Source organism: Allobosea sp. P1_A7 (assembly GCF_056406775.1).
In genome coordinates this window covers 1-485 of the sequence record NZ_JBFTZN010000655.1, presented here as the reverse complement: position 1 = coordinate 485, position 485 = coordinate 1, and the positions used below count along the sequence as shown (strand labels likewise).

The following is a 485-nucleotide window of genomic DNA, read 5'->3' as shown; positions in this document are numbered from 1 at the left end:
GCCGTATCTGACCCCTTGGCGATGCTGCGGATTGTGCTGCCAGTGCGTCACGCGATCGCGGTTGATATTGATGTTGTTGTTGTTCCAGTTGATGTTGCCGCCCCAATAGCCGCCGGTCGCCCAGCGTCCGAGCGCGTAGGCGGTGCCGAAGGCGAGACCGGTCGCAACGACGCCGGCCGCTATGTAGCCCGTGTAGGGAAAGTAGTAGGGCGGATATTCCGGATAGGGCCAGGMGCCGTAGACGACGCYRGGMTCATARTASGGCACATAGATGGTRTCSGRTGYSGYYGGCGCGATSGCGATGGTCTGYCTYGCGCCCTCCTGCTGCACGGTCACCGTCTGCTGCGTACCCGAGGTGAGCTTCTTGTTCTCGTAGGCCCGCGACCTCATCCGCTGGACAGCGTCCATGACGTCGGTTTCCTGAGCGAGAACTGCATCGCCGAGCTTCCGAGAACTGCATCGCCGAGCTTCCGCGTCCAGTCCAG

At 62.5% G+C, this 485-nt stretch carries 1 protein-coding gene; it reads right to left on the bottom strand.

All coding sequences use genetic code 11. The features are described from left to right. A partial coding sequence (locus AC1D34_RS38250; protein WP_476827114.1) for a DUF3300 domain-containing protein occupies positions 1-480 on the bottom strand: 480 nt, incomplete at its 3' end. Positions 481-485 lie beyond the last annotated feature (5 nt).